Annotated in this window: 1 pseudogene; it reads left to right on the forward strand. The window is 50.7% G+C overall.

Annotation, left to right across the window (positions count from 1 at the left end):
- Positions 1 to 302 (forward strand): annotated as a pseudogene (locus ABWW58_RS17145) (IS5-like element ISLrh3 family transposase); the annotation flags it as partial.

Below are 302 nucleotides of genomic sequence, written 5' to 3' on the forward strand. Positions count from 1 at the left end.
ATCGCACAGCTAAGGAAACACGCCACCAAGTCAAAGCACAACTGCAATACGTGCGACGTGACTTGCGTTATGTCGATGAGTTGCGCGCAAAAGGCGGTGAAATGACCGAGAAACAAAGCAGCCGATTGACCACAATCCAGCAGCTGTTTACGCAACAGGAGTTCATGTATCGAAATAAGACACATCGAGTGGATCACCGGATTGTCAGTCTGTCCCAGCCATACGTGCGCCCAATCAAGCGGGGCAAGGCGAAACAAAACACGGAGTTTGGTCCGAAAATCGATGCCTCGATTCAAGATGGC

It is taken from the genome of Sporolactobacillus caesalpiniae (genome assembly GCF_040513385.1).
Lineage (GTDB): Bacteria > Bacillota > Bacilli > Bacillales > Sporolactobacillaceae > Sporolactobacillus.